Here is a 14590-nt window from a genome sequence, read left to right as displayed (position 1 = left end):
TCGCCCTCCACCTGTGTTACACCTGCGGGAAAATCAGCTCCAGTGCCTGAATTGAATCTTCCCAGTCGGCGCGTTCAAAAATGCCTTGTTGCAAAAATGCCTCCAGCTGCGGCCACAGGGTAATCGCTTTGTCGAGCATCGGGTCGCTGCCTTTGGCATACGCCCCCACGCTGACCAGATCGCGGTTGCGCTGGAAGCTGGAGAGGAGTTGTTTAAAGTTACGCACGCGGGCGTAGTGCTTCTCGGTTATCAGCGCCGTCATTGCGCGGCTGATAGAGGCTTCAATATCAATGGCCGGATAGTGTCCGGCTTCGGCGAGACGACGCGACAGCACAATATGGCCGTCAAGGATCGCGCGCGCGGAGTCGGCAATCGGGTCCTGCTGGTCATCGCCTTCGGTCAGTACCGTATAGAACGCGGTGATGGAACCGCCGCCGCTGATGCCGTTCCCCGCGCGCTCAACGAGGGCAGGGAGTTTGGCGAAGACCGAAGGCGGATAGCCTTTGGTCGCCGGTGGCTCACCGATGGCCAGCGCGATTTCACGCTGTGCCATCGCGTAGCGGGTCAGGGAATCCATGATCAGCAGCACGTGCTTGCCGCGGTCGCGGAAATCTTCGGCAATACGGGTGGCATACGCGGCACCCTGCATACGCAGCAGCGGCGACACGTCCGCCGGCGCGGCGATGACCACCGAGCGGGCGCGGCCTTCCGCTCCCAGAATGTTTTCAATAAAGTCTTTTACTTCACGACCACGTTCGCCAATCAGACCTACAACGATCACATCAGCCTGCGTGTAGCGCGCCATCATGCCGAGCAGGACGGATTTACCCACGCCTGACCCGGCGAACAGGCCCATACGTTGTCCGCGTCCCACGGTCAGCAGGGCGTTAATCGGGCGCACGCCGGTGTCGAGCACATGCTCGATAGGGGTTCGCTGCAGGGGGTTAAACGGTTGGGTGATCAGCGCGCCGGTTTCGGTGGTGTCCGGGGAGGGCAGTCCGTCGAGCGGCTTCCCGCTGCCGTCCAGCACGCGGCCCAGCAGGGCAGGGCCAAGCGGCAGCTGCTTCCCGCTTTGCAGCCCGTCGCCAGACGTGTTTTTGGCATACACGCGCGCGCCGGGCAGAATGCCTTCCACCTCTTCAAGCGGCATCAGGAACAGGCGCTGGCCGTTGAACCCGACTACTTCGCTTTCCACTTCACGCGTTTCCAGACCGTCCTGACGCTCGATCACGCAGGTCGCGCCCAGCGGCAGCTGCAGGCCGGTGGCCTCCAGTACCAGACCGGTGGCGCGCGTCAGTCGCCCATAACGACGAACAGATGGCAGTTGCGCCATCTTCGTCTCAAAGTTGTCGAGCGTGGTGAGCCAGCGGGTGAGGCGCGCAGTCATCAGACGACTCCCGGTGCCGCCAGGCGGCACAGTTCCTGCCAGCGGGTGGCGACGCTGGCATCCAGGTCACCTTCATCGGCAGAGACTTTGCAGCCGCCGTGATGTAACGACGGGTCACCACGCAGGCGCCAGCCGTGCAGGTTTAGCGTCGCGCCCAGGCTCTCTTCCACACGCTGCAGATCGTCCGGATGGACGCGCAGCTGCGGCTTCCCGCTGAACAGCGGCTCCTGCTGCAGCAGGCCCTGAATTTGTTTGATAAGCGCCGTGTTATCCACCACGGGCGTCTGGCCGATCACCTGACGCGCGGCTTCCAGCGCCATCTGCATCAGTCGCGAGGCAATCACGCTGTCCAGCGCGTCCAGCGTGTGCTGAAACTCGCTGACCAGCTGCTGCATGCGGGCATGGATCGGCGCCTGCTGCTGGCGCGCCTGATCGATACCGTGCTCTAACCCTTTCGACAGGCCTTCCTGATACCCCAGCTCATGGCCTTTCTGCCGGCCTTCGTTCAGACCGGCATTGTAGCCCTGCTCGTGCGCCTGCATTTGCAGCTGAGCCAGCATTTGAGCTTGCTGCTCTTCTTCGCTCAGCTCGGGCTGCTCGACGTCCGGGTCAAGCTCCTCTGTCGGGAGCGCGGCTGGCGTGAACTCGGAGAGGGGAGGAGCCAGATCGTCCGGCGTCCAGCGCTTCCACGGCAGCTCATTAGACATAGGTGTCGTCTCCGCTGCCAATCACCATCTCGCCGGTTTCCGCCAGACGACGAACAATAAGCAGAATGGCTTTCTGTTCGTTTTCCACCTGAGACAGACGAACCGGGCCGCGGTTGGCAAGATCGTCGCGCAGGATATCGGCCGCACGCTGAGACATGTTGCGCAGGAATTTCTCGCGCAGCGGCTGCTCGGCGCCTTTGAGGGCGATAAGCAGCGACTCGGAATCCACTTCCTGGAGCAGGCGCTGGATGCTGCGGTCGTCCACTTCGACGAGGTTCTCGAACAGGAACATCTCGTCGATGATTTTCTGGGCCAGCTCGCCGTCGAATTCGCGAACCGCCGTAATGACAGCCTCTTCCTGCTGCGTTTTCATCAGGTTGATGATTTCCGCCGCCGTTCTCACGCCGCCCATTTTGCTGCGCTTGAGGTTCTGGCCGTCGAGCAGGTTGTTCAGCACCTCGGTCAGCTCCGCCAGCGCGGCAGGCTGGACGCCACCGAAGGTGGCGATACGCAGCATCACGTCGTGACGCAGGCGCTCTTCGAACAGCGCCAGAATATCGGCCGCCTGACCACGTTTAAGGTGGACAAGGATGGTGGCGATAATCTGCGGGTGCTCGTCGCGAATAAGGTCGGCGGCACTCTGTGGTTCCATAAAGTTGAGCGTTTCGATACCGCTGGCGGTATCGCGGGTTTCCAGAATGTCTTCCAGCAGGCTGGAGGCACGCTCTTCGCCCAGCGCCTTGACCAGCACGGAACGGAGGTAGTCGTTGGCGTTGATGTTCAGCGCGGCAAACTGTTCGGCTTCCTGTTCAAACTCTGCCAGCACTTCAGTCAACTGCTTGTTGGAGATCTGACGCACGTTGGCCATGGCCGCACTGAGAATTTGCACTTCTCGCTGGGAGAGGTGTTTAAACACCTCTGCCGCGCGATCTTCGCCAATGGTCATCAGCAGGATGACGCTTTTATCGGTGCCCGTAAGCGTATTACTCATGTTCGTTACCCATCCACTGGCGAATGACCAGCGCCACGACGCGCGGATCGTTATCTGACATTTCGCGAATGCGCTGGCTCATGACCTCAGCGCCCATGCGCTGGTTAGCACGACGCTGCTGCATCTGTTCATCTTTGCTGAGACGCACTTCAACCGCTTCTTCGGTTTCCTGACGCGCATTCATCTGCTCGCGAGCCGCTTTTTCGGCTTCAGCGCGGCGCTGGAGCTGCGGACGAACGCCCTTACGCCACAGCAGCCACGCGACAATCAGCACCAGCAGCCAGCGGCCTGCGGACATCAGCTGGTCGATAAACGCCTGCTGTTGCCAGAACGGCAGTTCACCGCCGGTCTCTTCAACCGAGTTGAACGGTGAGTTCACCACGTTGAGGGTATCGCCGCGCTTCTCGGAGTAACCCATCGCTTCACGGGTCAGGTTTTCAATCTGCTTCATCTGCTCGGCGGTCAGCGGCAACGGTTTGCCATCCGCCAGCGTTTTGTAGTTCACCACTACCGCAACGGAAAGACGCTGAATATCGCCCACGTTCAGTTTAGTGTGGCGAATCGTCCGGTCCACTTCATAGTTCGTGGTTTCGTTACGACTGCTGGTACGCGGACCGGCGTTACTGGCCGTTGAGGTGGTCTGCTGATTATTTTGCTGACCGTTCTGCTGATTGGCCGGAGGCGTAGAGATCGGCGCCGCGTTAGCCGGGGCCGGCTGGTTAGACAACGCACCCGGCACGCCGCCTGGGTATGCACCGCCGACCTGTTCGTTCGAATTGATCTGGCGTGAACGCATTACCGCCTGAGCCGCATCGCCGTTCGGGCTGTATTGTTCTTCAGTTTGTTCTTTATTCGCGAAGTCGATCTGCGCGGTAACCTGCGCGTGCACGTTGCTGTTACCCACAACCGGGCCGAGGATCGCTTCAATACGACGCTGGAGACGGCTTTCGACATCGGCGGCATATTTCAGCTGCGCGTCATTGAGATCGCGACCGGCGGTGTTGGATTGCGTCAGCAGGTGACCGCTCTGGTCAACCAGCGTTACGTTACCCGGTGGCAGACCGGCGACGGCGCTGGAGACGAGATGCGTCACCGCGCTGATTTGCCCTTCGTCCAGCGCGCGGCCAGGTTCGAGGTTCACGGTAACGGAAGCCGAAGGTGATTTCTGTTCACGGACAAATAAAGAAGGTTTAGGCATCGCCAGGTGCACGCGGGCACTCTTCACCGGGCCTAATGTTTCAATGGTGCGGGCCAGTTCACCTTCCAGCGCACGCTGGTAGTTCACCTGCTCGCTGAACTGGCTGATACCGAATTTTTCCTGATCCAGCAGCTCAAAGCCAACCGCACCGCCCTTCGGCAGCCCCTGCTGAGCCAGACGCAGACGCAGTTCGTGCACCTTATCTGCCGGTACCTCAAGCGCACCGCCATTATCGGCAAAGCGATAAGGGATGTTCATCTGGGTAAGCTGGGTGACGATGGCGCCGCCATCCTGATCGGAAAGGTTACTGTAGAGTGTCCGGTAATCAGGGCTTTTCGCCCACAGGACCATCGCTACAAGGATCGCAATTGCGGCAGCGCCTGCCACGATCAACGGGATTTTAGGATTCGCGCGAAGGCGGTTCATCCACTCGAGTGATTTATTCTGCGGCGCTGTCGATGCTGTTGCACTCATTGCGCACCTCTTAAATCCTGGTGGTTTACGTTATTCGTGTAGAGAAACAAAACTGACTCCCGGGTCGGCAAACACGACAAAAGTTCCATATTGATGGCCCTGCCATTATTTGATGATTCGTGATTTTCTATGGGTCAAATAACCTGGTTTTTTCATGCTATTTACCGCCATTATCTTATTGACAAGCTGTTAGTCTTGACCGCGTAAAAAACCATCCAGGGGAAAGTCATGGCTATACAGGGCATTGAAGGGGTAATCAGTCAGTTGCAGGCAACGGCGATGACGGCCCGTAATCAGAATGTGGCAGATCAGCAGCCGAGCATCAGCTTCGCAGGGCAACTGCATGCCGCTCTTGACCGTATCAGTGATACCCAGACCGCAGCGCGCACTCAGGCAGAAAAGTTCACCCTCGGTGAGCCGGGCGTGGCGCTGAATGATGTGATGACCGATTTGCAAAAAGCCTCGGTTTCCCTGCAGATGGGGATCCAGGTGCGTAACAAGCTGGTGTCGGCCTATCAAGAGGTCATGGGAATGCAGGTTTAAGACCTGTCGATCTTCGCTGGCAGCCGCAGCGCTTTAATGCCACAATATTTTTTTCTTCGAATGCAGGAAAGATGATGAAAAAAATAGCAATTGCTGGCGCGCTGCTGGCACTGACCGGGTGCGTTCAGGTCGATAACTATAACGACGTGATTAAGCATCCTGTCCCGGCGCATCTGGCGGGATACTGGCAGTCGAAAGGGCCGCAGAGCAACATGGTCAGCCCGAATGCGATTGCCACGCTGGTGGTGACGGAGGAGGGCGATACGCTGGACTGCCGTCAGTGGCAGCGCGTGATTGCCGTGCCGGGTAAAATCATGCTGCGTTCAGACAGTTATTACAACGTGACGCGTAAGCTCGATATCTATCCGCTGGAGCGCGATGGCTTGACGCTTGAGTACGACGGGCTGGAGCTGCAGAAGGTCGATCGTCCAACGGTTGAGTGTGCCGATTACCTGAGCAAGAATCCGCTGGCGAGTAAACTGCCCTAAAGGTAAACGCAAAACGGCAACCTCGTTGCCGTTTTTGGTGTTTGCGCCCTCTCCCTGTGGGAGAGGGACGGGGTGAGGGCATCAGGCCGCACGTTTCCTGTTCTAAAGCGCATCCTCTATTACCCACACGCTCACGCTTCCGCCTTTGCAGGTAAAAGTGCCTTCGCCATCCGCCGCCGTAGTGATGGTTTCTTCGCGATTGCCGAGAAAATCCCGCCACGTTTTGTTGCCGTAGTTTTCCCCAAGACAAATCACTTTTTCACCGTCGTCCCCGTTTGACATCACCACCACGCAGCCGGGATCGTCATCCGTGCCGCTGCGGCTGAAGGCAATGCAGTTAGGATGGTCGAAAAACAGCGTCTGCACGCCGTGGGCAAAACGCTGACGCGCGAGGATCAGCTCGTGAAGCTGCTCAATGACCGGCATATCAATATGGTACGTTTCACCGTCTCCTCCCGTGTCGTCATAGCTGGCGCCGAAGAGATCCGGATAAAAGACGCTCGGCACGCCATTTTCCCGCAGCAGGATTAGCGCGTAGGCCAGCGGCTTGAACCAGGCTTCGACCGGCGCTTCGAGTGCCTGTAAAGGCTGGGTGTCATGGTTCGCGACGAGGGTCACCGCATGAAATGGATCGGCTTCCACCAGGGTACCGGTGAAGATTTGGCTCATGTCGTAATCCCGACCCTGACGTGACGCCTCGTGGAATTTCATCTGCAGGGGAGCATCAAACAGCATGGTTTTGCCTTCGACCTGGTCAATATAGGCCTGAAGTTTATCCACCTCGTGGGACCAGTATTCCGCCACGATAAACAGCGGCTGGTCGGCGACTTCCTGGACGTGCTCAATCCACTCTTTGTAAAACCAGGCGGGAATATGCTTAACGGCGTCCAGACGAAAACCGTCGCAGCGCGTCTGTTCCATGACCCAGCGGGCCCAGTATTTGATCTCCTCGGTCACGGCGTGATTGCGAAAGTCGATATTTTCGCCCATCAGGTAATCGAAGTTACCCATCTCATCATCAACCTGATCGTTCCAGCCTTCGCCGGTGTAGTCGTTGACGATTTTAAAGATGCCGTCTTCATCGGGGTTTTCAATGTGGTCGACGCCGCTGAAGCATTTGTAGTCCCAGATAAACCGGGAATATTGCCCGGCGCGGGCAGGGAAGGTATAGCGGGTCCAGGCTTCACACTCGATGACCTCGTCATCGATTTGCGTGCGGTCCTGTTCATTCACACGCTGAACGCGGACAGATTCTTTCTCATCGGCACCCATTTTGTGGTTGACCACCACGTCCAGCAGCACGGCAATGTCGTTGCTTTTGAGGGCGTTAATGGCCTCCAGCAGCTGCGCTTTGTCGCCGTATTTCGTGGCAATACTGCCTTTCTGGTCAAACTCGCCGAGATCGAACAGGTCGTAAGAGTCATAGCCGACAGAATACCCGCCGGACGCACCTTTGTAGGCGGGTGGCAGCCAGATCATGTTGATGCCGATTTCGTTAAGATTGGGAGCTAACGCCGTGACCTCTCGCCACAATTCACCGCCAGCAGGGTAATACCAGTGAAAACATTGTAACAGGGTGGGGTTTTTCATCATCCTTGCTCCAGAAGCCGGTTGGCAGACTTCTGGAGTATGGATGAAGAAATCATAGTTGTGTGTCGCGGGTAAAACTTTCTGGATAAAGAATATTCCCTGACAGCTTTCCATAGGTAGAAGTGATGGATTGCTGTTTACCGGTTTGATCAATCAGACTGCGCAGTTCGTCCATGCGGACTTTCAACAGTGCCTTTAGCGCATTCTCATTTTCAAGGATCATTTCCAGCAGCGCACGCGCTTGCTCAACCTGAGCCGGAGGGCATGACATGATGGGCGTTTGCGAAATCTTTTCCACCAGTTGAACGTAATGCATTTCCTGCTCGATAAGCGCATCCCATTGACCAGAATGTGCGAGATTTAGCATAGCAATGCTCTGAGCATGTAGCGCCTGCCAGTGGCTAAGCGCTGCGCTGGGATTATTCATCAAAAATTATCCTGATATAGAGGACGCATTGGGGCCGATTTGCTTCCACGCATCCGCAATGTTGTTTAATAAACCCTCGACTTCAACAATTGCGTCTACGTCATTACTGACATTCGCCAGCAACAAACGTCGAACCATATATTCGTACAAGGAGGCAAGGTTACCGGACAACTCGCTCTCAACCTCCATGTTCAGTCCTGCTTTTAAACCGTTGTCGATGATGTTGATGGCTTTGGATAAGGCTTCGCCTTTTTCGCGAATTTGTCCGGCTTCCATGAACAAACGCGCGCGAACAAGGGCGCTATGCGCCCCGTCGAACAACATGACAATCAGCTGGTGTGGACTGGCATTCATGACTGCGCTTTCGACTCCTATCTGCTGATAGGATTGAACACCAGAGGTCTTATACATATCCACTCCTGAAGGCTACGACTACTTTTGTGAGAACTGTTGGGTCAGGTAGTTGGCTGTACTGGTCATTTTGGTGACTAATACGTCCAGACTGGTGAACTGGGTTTTGTAACGTGCCATGGTGGCTTCAATTTGGGCATCCATGGCATCGTAACGTTCGCCCAGCGTTTTCAGCGTTTTGTTGATCCCGTCTTTCGCGTTCTGGATCACCCCGGCGCTGCCGGTACTGGTGCTGAGCATGGTGGTCAGCGTGTTGTTCATCTGGGTCGCCATACCGGTTTTCTTTCCGTCACCGACAAAATACTGCTGTACGGCGTTCGGGTTGTCGGTCAGCGCTTTTTTCAGCTTATCGGTGTCGACTTTCAGGTTACCGACGGTACCGTCCGCGCCTTTCACCGGGTCCTGGGTAATCCCCAACTGGGCCATGATCTGAATTGAGCCGGTCTGCACTTCGGTCAGCAGGCCGCGCAGCTGAGACTGAACCCCGCGCACGTTCGCATCACCGACCAACGCGCCGTTGCTGGTAGACTGGCTGCCAGAGCCTGCATCGACCGGAACATACTTCGTCAGGCTGTTAATGGTAGACTGCAGCGAGTTATACGCTGTGACCCAGTCCGTGATCGCCTTCTGGTTTGCATCCGTTGCGCGTGAAACCTCAAGGGTTTCGTCTGCCGTGCTTTGCGCTTTCACGCTGAAGGTGACCCCAGGCAGCGCATCGGTAATGGTATTTGACTGGCGCTCGATCGAGATGTTGTTCACCACCACAATCGCGTTCTGCGCGGCGGTATTCACCGTCAGCGCGCCCGTTTTGGTGGTTGAATCGTAGCCAATGGCGCTTTGCAGCTTGGCGTCGCCGGTAACGCTTACCGTCATCGCACCATCGGTACCGGTGGTTTTTGATGACAGCATCAGGCGGTAATCACCGTCTTTCGCTTTAATGACGCTGGCGGTGACGTTGCCGTTCGCTTTATTAATGGCGCTCGCGATCCCGGCCAGCGACGTATCGCCATCTGCCAGGGTGACCTCTAAAGGCGTTGTGGTACCCGGCTGGGTGATGGTGATTTTACGCGTTGTACCTGTCGTATCGCCCAGCAGATCCGTGTTGTTAGCATAGGAGCCGGTAGTGAGTGCCTGTGCTTTCGCAACCTGGTTGACGTTGACAACAAAGGAACCCACGGACGCGTCAGCCGTTGTGGTGGCAGTAAAGGCCGTGTTGGTGCTGCTAACGGACGTTGAGTTCCAGGTGGTTGCTTTACCCAGTGCAGCGGTCGCAGTCTGCAGCGATGTCATGGCGCTCTGCAGCTTGCCGTAAGCACTTAGCTGTGCGTTATACGTTGATTGCTGGGAAGTAATCGTCGTCAGCTTGGTTTTCTCTGCCGCTTCCAACTGATTATATAAATCCCCGAGTCCTGCAGAACCTATCCCGAGGTTACTGATAGTAGCCATGCATATTTTCCTTAAAATACGAAAGTAGTTCAGGACTCTTATCGGCCTCTCAAGGTAAAAGTTTACGATGGCGAGAAAAAAATAATCCAAAGAATAGACGCGTCCTGGCGGGGTAAATGAAAGGATTGCACTTTAGGGTCATTATCATTGCATTGAAAACACGAATAAGTGTGTGCCTTTTTTGTCATCTCTTTGTGCATTTAAAAAGCGTAAATAATAAGCCTCTGGCGGACCTTAATTGATTTTTTAAAAATAAAATCGTTAATAATCATCTACTTGTAATTTTTTCAAAATTGATTCTAAAGTCTTTTGGGGACCCGTCGATAACCTTGTTGACGGTGAGAGACGCTGTGAGTGTTAGGCACCGGACCTAAAACCCAATTTTTGAAGGAAACAAAATTATGGCAGTTATCAATACTAACCTGTTGTCCCTGACCACTCAGAACAACCTGAACAAATCTCAGTCTTCTCTGGGCACTGCTATCGAGCGTCTGTCTTCCGGTCTGCGTATTAACAGCGCGAAAGACGATGCTGCTGGCCAGGCGATTGCAAACCGCATGACCGCTCAGATCAAAGGGATGACCCAGGCTGCACGTAACGCCAACGACGGTATCTCCATGGCGCAGACTGCTGAAGGTTCTCTGAACGAAATCAACAACAACTTGCAGCGTGTTCGTGAACTGGCTGTTCAGGCAAGCAACGGCACCAACAGCGCATCTGACCTGGCTTCTCTGCAGGATGAAGTTACCGCTCGTCTGGCTGAAATCGACCGTGTTGCGGGCAAAACTGACTTCAACGGCATCAAACTGCTGGACGGCACTGCAGGTACTGCTGGTGTGGTTAAAATTCAGGTTGGCGTTAACGACGGCGACACCATCAACCTGGATCTGAGCGGCGCTAAAGCTGACTCTACTACTCTGGGCGTGAACGCTATCGACCTGAAAGCAATGACCGCTACTGACCTGAACACCATCGACAAAGCTATCGCTACCGTTGATAAAGCACGTTCTGGTCTGGGTGCTGTGCAGAACCGCTTCACTTCTGCAATCAACAACCTGAACAACACCTCTAACAACCTGTCTGCTGCTCAGTCCCGTATCCAGGACGCTGACTACGCAACTGAAGTTTCCAACATGTCCCGCGCGCAGATCCTGCAGCAGGCTGGTACTTCTGTTCTGTCTCAGGCAAACCAGGTTCCACAGACCGTTCTGTCTCTGCTGCGTTAATATTACGCGTGAAACCCCGCTTCGGCGGGGTTTTTTTATCTCTGCTATTTGAGAATCCGCCTGTGAAACAAATCAGTGTCACTCAACCAAAGCTGGTCGCAGATTTTTCATGTGTCGGTGGGGAATGCCGTGAACATTGTTGTCAGGGCTGGACCATCGCGTTTGATAAATCCTCCGTTAACCGTTACCTGAACAGCAAAAATGCCGCCATTCGTCATACGGCGAAAACGGCGATAAAAGTTACCAAAAAACAGTATGGCAACTGGGGCGAAGTGATTTTCCATACGGAAAGTAAAAACTGCCCGTTTATGGATACTGAAAAACTCTGTTCTATTCATAGCGCCATGGGCGCGCAGGCGTTAAGCCCAACCTGTTCGTCGTTTCCACGAACAAACCGGGTCTATAAAAATGAAATCGAAAAATCGCTGAACCTCTCGTGTCCGGAAGTGACCCGACTTCTGTTGAACGATCGGGAGTCTATGTCGATGATGGAATCTGTCATTGTCCAGCAGGACGTCAATACTGCGCCAATGATTGATTTAAAAGCAAAGGTCATCAATCTCTTCTGCCAGAACCTTTTCAGCGTTGAAGCGGTCTGCGTTGAAGAGCAGGTTTACGCCGTGGTGAAATTCCTCATGGTGGCTGAAAAGCTCGAGAATCTCGAAGAGAATATCGGCACGCTTGAAACGGTTTATTTCTCGCTGGTTAACGAACTGGTGAGCGGTAAAATCAAAACGGAACTGGGCGGGTTTAATCAGAACTACAGCCTGAAATTCGCGTTAATTTCGCTTATTCAGAGCTACTTTACGAAGAAAGCGACCGCTCGCGGCGGCGCGGTATTAAACCGCTATTTTACTCAGCTTTATCAACAGTTCGAATCTGTCGGTGATGCCGTACCGGCAGAGAAGGTCATGGAGAACATCGAGTCCGTCTGGCGCGATGTGGCGGGCAGTTACCTGGCGACCAATGACCATTTATTTAAGAACTTTTTTAAATACAAACTCTGGGAGCAGGGCTTCCCACAGAACAATGGCCGCAGCATGTTGAATAATCTTTATTTAATCGTTGCGGAGTTCTATTTCCTGAAAACGTTACTTGCCGGTCAGGCTCTCGTGGCGGGAAAAATTGAACAAGATAATATTATTGATGTTATTTACAGCTTCCACTCCCTTAGCCAGCATAATCAGGAAGCGGGAAAGCTCTTTCATCAACATATAGATAGCGTCAAACTGGGCGACGATCTTTCATTGTTACAACTGTTAATTTAGGCAGAAAAGTTGCCCCTGTTGTGGGCAACCTCAGAATAACCTCATTTTATCCCCCTTTTTCATCCAATTGAACGCCCTGCAGAATCGGATAATCATGCCGATAACTCAACTAACGCAGGGCTGTTTATCGTGAATTCACTCTATACCGCTGAAGGTGTAATGGATAAACACTCGCTGTGGCAGCGTTATGTCCCGCTGGTGCGTCACGAAGCATTGCGCCTCCAGGTGCGCTTGCCGGCGAGCGTGGAACTCGACGATCTGCTACAGGCGGGCGGTATCGGGTTATTGAATGCAGTTGACCGATACGACGCTCTGCAAGGAACGGCATTTACGACTTACGCAGTTCAGCGTATTCGTGGTGCGATGCTGGACGAGCTGCGCAGCCGCGACTGGGTGCCGCGCAGTGTTCGCCGCAACGCGCGCGAAGTGGCGCATGCGATGGGGCAGCTGGAACAGGAACTGGGACGTAACGCAACGGAAACCGAAGTGGCGGAACGTCTTGGCATTGCTGTTGAAGAGTATCGTCAGATGTTGCTCGATACCAATAATAGCCAACTCTTCTCTTATGACGAGTGGCGCGAAGAGCATGGCGATAGCATCGAGCTGGTGACGGATGAGCACCAGCAAGAAAACCCGTTACACCATTTAATGGAAGGGAATTTACGCCAGCGCGTCATGGAGGCTATTGAAGCTCTGCCTGAACGCGAACAGCTGGTATTGACCCTTTATTACCAGGAAGAGCTTAACCTCAAAGAGATTGGCGCTGTTCTGGAGGTGGGAGAGTCGCGGGTGAGCCAGCTGCACAGCCAGGCCATTAAACGCTTACGAACCAAGCTGGGTAAGTTATAGGTGATTGATTCACCTGAAAAATGCCGCACAACGTATTGACAACCAGGAGTTATCATGACGGTGCAGCAATCTAAAAGACGGCCTTTAAGCCGCTACCTGAAAGACTTTAAACACAGCCAGACGCATTGCGCCCACTGTAACAAGTTACTCGATCGTATCACGCTGGTTCGCCGGGGCGAAATCGTCAATAAGATTGCGATTTCGCGCCTCGACACGTTGATGGACGAAGCAGCATGGCTCGAAGAGCAAAAAGAGTGGGTGGCGCTTTGCCGTTTCTGTGGGGATCTCCACTGCAAAGAGCAAAGCGACTTCTTCGACATCATCGGCTTCAAGCAATTCCTGTTTGAACAAACGGAGATGAGCCACGGTACCGTTCGCGAATATGTGGTTCGCCTGCGTCGCCTTGGGCAACATCTGACCGTAAACAATATTTCTCGCGATCTGCTGAAAACCGGTTATCTGGATGAAAATCTGGAGCCGTGGCTGCCTGCGACCAGCACCAATAACTACCGAATTGCGCTGCGCAAGTATGCGCAATACAAGGTACAAATGCCGGGTGCCATAAAGCAGAAAGCCCACGCCGGAACAACTTCTGATATATATTAAAAAAGAATAAGATGTAGCGCAGTCGCCTTTGACGTTACAGGCGATTTCTCTACACTACGTAAAAATTCCACTATATCGGGGTATTTATGAAATTTGCACTTCTGGGTCGTCAGGCGCTGATGGGTGTTATGGCCGTTGCGCTGGTTGCGGGCATGAGCGTGAAAACGTTCGCCGCAGAAAACCTGCTGAATAAAGTAAAAGAGCGCGGTACGCTGCTGGTTGGGCTGGAAGGAACGTATCCTCCGTTCAGCTTCCAGGGCGATGACGGTAAGCTGACCGGTTTCGAAGTGGAGTTTGCTGAAGAGCTGGCGAAGCACCTCGGCGTTAAAGCGTCACTGAAACCGACCAAATGGGACGGTATGCTGGCGTCGCTGGATTCCAAACGTATTGATGTGGTGATTAATCAGGTGACCATTTCTGACGAGCGTAAGAAGAAGTATGACTTCTCTACGCCGTACACCGTGTCCGGTATTCAGGCGCTGGTGAAGAAAGGCAACGAAGGCGGGATTAAAACTGCCGCAGACCTGAAAGGGAAGAAAGTCGGTGTTGGTCTGGGGACTAACTACGAAGAGTGGCTGCGCCAGAACGTGCAGGGCGTGGATATCCGCACCTATGATGATGACCCGACGAAATACCAGGATCTGCGCGTGGGCCGTATCGACGCCATTCTGGTTGACCGCCTGGCAGCGCTGGATCTGGTGAAGAAAACCAACAACACCCTGGCGGTAGCGGGTGATGCGTTCTCTCGTCAGGAATCAGGCGTGGCCGTGCGTAAAGGTAACGAAGACCTGGTCAAAGCGATTGATTCCGCGATTGCTGACATGCAAAAAGACGGAAGCCTGAAAGCGCTCTCCGAGAAGTGGTTCGGTGCAGACGTCACGAAATAAGTTTCTGACGTAAAAAAAGGCGCTTTTAAAAGCGCCTTTTTTATTTCTTTCGCGTCTGCGTGCATAATGAAAAATATCACATTTTGTCAGAG

15 protein-coding genes are annotated in these 14590 nt (G+C 54.2%); 7 read left to right on the top strand and 8 right to left on the bottom strand.

Going from position 1 to position 14590, the window contains the following annotated elements:
- Positions 1-16: 16 nt before the first annotated feature.
- From fliI to fliF, 4 genes are read right to left on the bottom strand one after another with little or no spacing between them, the layout of a single operon-like run.
- The gene (gene fliI, locus OTG14_RS10430) at positions 17-1387 is read right to left on the bottom strand and encodes a flagellar protein export ATPase FliI (protein WP_008500325.1); all 1371 of its coding nucleotides are present in this window, start codon (positions 1385-1387) and stop codon (positions 17-19) included.
- Positions 1387-2094, bottom strand: a complete 708-nt coding sequence (gene fliH / locus OTG14_RS10425; protein ID WP_061714848.1) for a flagellar assembly protein FliH — start codon at positions 2092-2094, stop codon at positions 1387-1389. The genes fliI and fliH overlap by 1 nt, the downstream gene beginning before the upstream one ends.
- A complete protein-coding gene (fliG, locus tag OTG14_RS10420; RefSeq protein ID WP_023312301.1) occupies positions 2087-3085 on the bottom strand; it encodes a flagellar motor switch protein FliG in 999 nt (332 codons plus the stop codon). Before fliG ends, fliH begins: the two co-directional genes overlap by 8 nt.
- Positions 3078-4757, bottom strand: coding sequence for a flagellar basal-body MS-ring/collar protein FliF (fliF, locus tag OTG14_RS10415; RefSeq protein WP_024909764.1), 1680 nt, complete (start codon positions 4755-4757; stop codon positions 3078-3080). Before fliF ends, fliG begins: the two co-directional genes overlap by 8 nt.
- 228 nt (positions 4758-4985) lie before the next feature.
- Between fliF and fliE the strand changes: the two genes are divergently transcribed.
- Complete coding sequence (gene fliE, locus OTG14_RS10410; protein WP_008500329.1) at positions 4986-5300, top strand: flagellar hook-basal body complex protein FliE; 315 nt, start codon at positions 4986-4988, stop codon at positions 5298-5300.
- A 74-nt stretch (positions 5301-5374) separates the two neighbouring features.
- On the top strand, positions 5375-5788 hold the full coding sequence (gene yedD, locus OTG14_RS10405; protein ID WP_024909765.1) for a lipoprotein YedD: 414 nt from the start codon (positions 5375-5377) through the stop codon (positions 5786-5788).
- A 102-nt stretch (positions 5789-5890) separates the two neighbouring features.
- Here the strand turns inward: yedD and amyA are convergent, their stop codons facing one another.
- From amyA to fliD, 4 genes are read right to left on the bottom strand one after another with little or no spacing between them, the layout of a single operon-like run.
- The gene (gene amyA / locus OTG14_RS10400; protein WP_024909766.1) at positions 5891-7378 is read right to left on the bottom strand and encodes an alpha-amylase; all 1488 of its coding nucleotides are present in this window, start codon (positions 7376-7378) and stop codon (positions 5891-5893) included.
- Positions 7379-7430: 52 nt separating this feature from the next.
- Positions 7431-7805 (bottom strand): flagella biosynthesis regulatory protein FliT, encoded by a 375-nt coding sequence (fliT, locus tag OTG14_RS10395; protein ID WP_024909767.1) that lies wholly within the window; start codon positions 7803-7805, stop codon positions 7431-7433.
- A 6-nt stretch (positions 7806-7811) separates the two neighbouring features.
- Complete coding sequence (gene fliS, locus OTG14_RS10390; RefSeq protein WP_023312296.1) at positions 7812-8216, bottom strand: flagellar export chaperone FliS; 405 nt, start codon at positions 8214-8216, stop codon at positions 7812-7814.
- Positions 8217-8237: 21 nt separating this feature from the next.
- Complete coding sequence (gene fliD, locus OTG14_RS10385) at positions 8238-9662, bottom strand: flagellar filament capping protein FliD (RefSeq protein ID WP_024909768.1); 1425 nt, start codon at positions 9660-9662, stop codon at positions 8238-8240.
- Between the two features lie 401 nt (positions 9663-10063).
- On the opposite strand from fliD, the gene OTG14_RS10380 reads away from it, so the two are divergent.
- The 5 genes from OTG14_RS10380 to tcyJ all read left to right on the top strand — a co-directional run bounded on the left by OTG14_RS10380 (position 10064) and on the right by tcyJ (position 14498).
- Complete coding sequence (locus OTG14_RS10380) at positions 10064-10888, top strand: flagellin N-terminal helical domain-containing protein (RefSeq protein ID WP_023312294.1); 825 nt, start codon at positions 10064-10066, stop codon at positions 10886-10888.
- Positions 10889-10950: 62 nt separating this feature from the next.
- Positions 10951-12156, top strand: a complete 1206-nt coding sequence (fliB, locus tag OTG14_RS10375; protein ID WP_032646306.1) for a flagellin lysine-N-methylase — start codon at positions 10951-10953, stop codon at positions 12154-12156.
- Between the two features lie 129 nt (positions 12157-12285).
- Positions 12286-13005, top strand: coding sequence for an RNA polymerase sigma factor FliA (locus OTG14_RS10370; RefSeq protein WP_014170714.1), 720 nt, complete (start codon positions 12286-12288; stop codon positions 13003-13005).
- Positions 13006-13059: 54 nt separating this feature from the next.
- Complete coding sequence (gene fliZ, locus OTG14_RS10365) at positions 13060-13611, top strand: flagella biosynthesis regulatory protein FliZ (RefSeq protein ID WP_008500339.1); 552 nt, start codon at positions 13060-13062, stop codon at positions 13609-13611.
- 86 nt (positions 13612-13697) lie between these two features.
- On the top strand, positions 13698-14498 hold the full coding sequence (gene tcyJ / locus OTG14_RS10360; protein ID WP_023336163.1) for a cystine ABC transporter substrate-binding protein: 801 nt from the start codon (positions 13698-13700) through the stop codon (positions 14496-14498).
- The last annotated feature ends 92 nt before the right edge of the window (positions 14499-14590 follow it).

This window comes from Enterobacter pseudoroggenkampii, from assembly GCF_026420145.1.
Lineage (GTDB): Bacteria > Pseudomonadota > Gammaproteobacteria > Enterobacterales > Enterobacteriaceae > Enterobacter > Enterobacter pseudoroggenkampii.
Note: the sequence above shows the minus strand (reverse complement) of the source record. Positions and strands in the feature narration are given on the sequence as shown.

Coding starts and splice junctions, on each gene's coding strand:
- OTG14_RS10380 (WP_023312294.1), top strand. CDS start 10,064: ATGGCAGTTATCAATACTAACCTGTTGTCCCTGACCACTCAGAACAAC.
- fliG (WP_023312301.1), bottom strand. CDS start 3,085: ATGAGTAATACGCTTACGGGCACCGATAAAAGCGTCATCCTGCTGATG.
- fliI (WP_008500325.1), bottom strand. CDS start 1,387: ATGACTGCGCGCCTCACCCGCTGGCTCACCACGCTCGACAACTTTGAG.
- fliZ (WP_008500339.1), top strand. CDS start 13,060: ATGACGGTGCAGCAATCTAAAAGACGGCCTTTAAGCCGCTACCTGAAA.
- fliS (WP_023312296.1), bottom strand. CDS start 8,216: ATGTATAAGACCTCTGGTGTTCAATCCTATCAGCAGATAGGAGTCGAA.
- fliF (WP_024909764.1), bottom strand. CDS start 4,757: ATGAGTGCAACAGCATCGACAGCGCCGCAGAATAAATCACTCGAGTGG.
- fliH (WP_061714848.1), bottom strand. CDS start 2,094: ATGTCTAATGAGCTGCCGTGGAAGCGCTGGACGCCGGACGATCTGGCT.
- tcyJ (WP_023336163.1), top strand. CDS start 13,698: ATGAAATTTGCACTTCTGGGTCGTCAGGCGCTGATGGGTGTTATGGCC.
- fliD (WP_024909768.1), bottom strand. CDS start 9,662: ATGGCTACTATCAGTAACCTCGGGATAGGTTCTGCAGGACTCGGGGAT.
- fliE (WP_008500329.1), top strand. CDS start 4,986: ATGGCTATACAGGGCATTGAAGGGGTAATCAGTCAGTTGCAGGCAACG.
- yedD (WP_024909765.1), top strand. CDS start 5,375: ATGAAAAAAATAGCAATTGCTGGCGCGCTGCTGGCACTGACCGGGTGC.
- amyA (WP_024909766.1), bottom strand. CDS start 7,378: ATGAAAAACCCCACCCTGTTACAATGTTTTCACTGGTATTACCCTGCT.
- fliT (WP_024909767.1), bottom strand. CDS start 7,805: ATGAATAATCCCAGCGCAGCGCTTAGCCACTGGCAGGCGCTACATGCT.